The 261-nt window shown below is 46.4% G+C and carries 1 pseudogene; it reads left to right on the plus strand.

The annotated features are described in order from the left end of the window. Positions 1 to 261 (plus strand): annotated as a pseudogene (locus AAEY62_RS23155) (alpha-amylase); the annotation flags it as partial.

Below are 261 nucleotides of genomic sequence, written 5' to 3' on the forward strand. Positions count from 1 at the left end.
CCTATAGTAGACACAACAATTTCTATTATGTAGTCGGTGAAGACTTTCAAGTCCCACAAGCATCGGATGGTTATTTGCCATTAGGCGGCGAAACACATCCCCTCATAGACGGAAAGTTTGCCGAGTCACCGGCTAAATGGACCGGCAACGGTTCACGTTTAGCCAAGCCCGATGCCAACGATTGGTACGAAACCGTTAAAATAAATTATGGAGTCAAACCCGATGGTAGCCATGACTTCCCTGCTCTGCCAAAAGAATATG

The sequence above is a fragment of the Pseudoalteromonas sp. GW168-MNA-CIBAN-0100 genome (assembly GCF_040309225.1).
Lineage (GTDB): Bacteria > Pseudomonadota > Gammaproteobacteria > Enterobacterales > Alteromonadaceae > Pseudoalteromonas > Pseudoalteromonas arctica.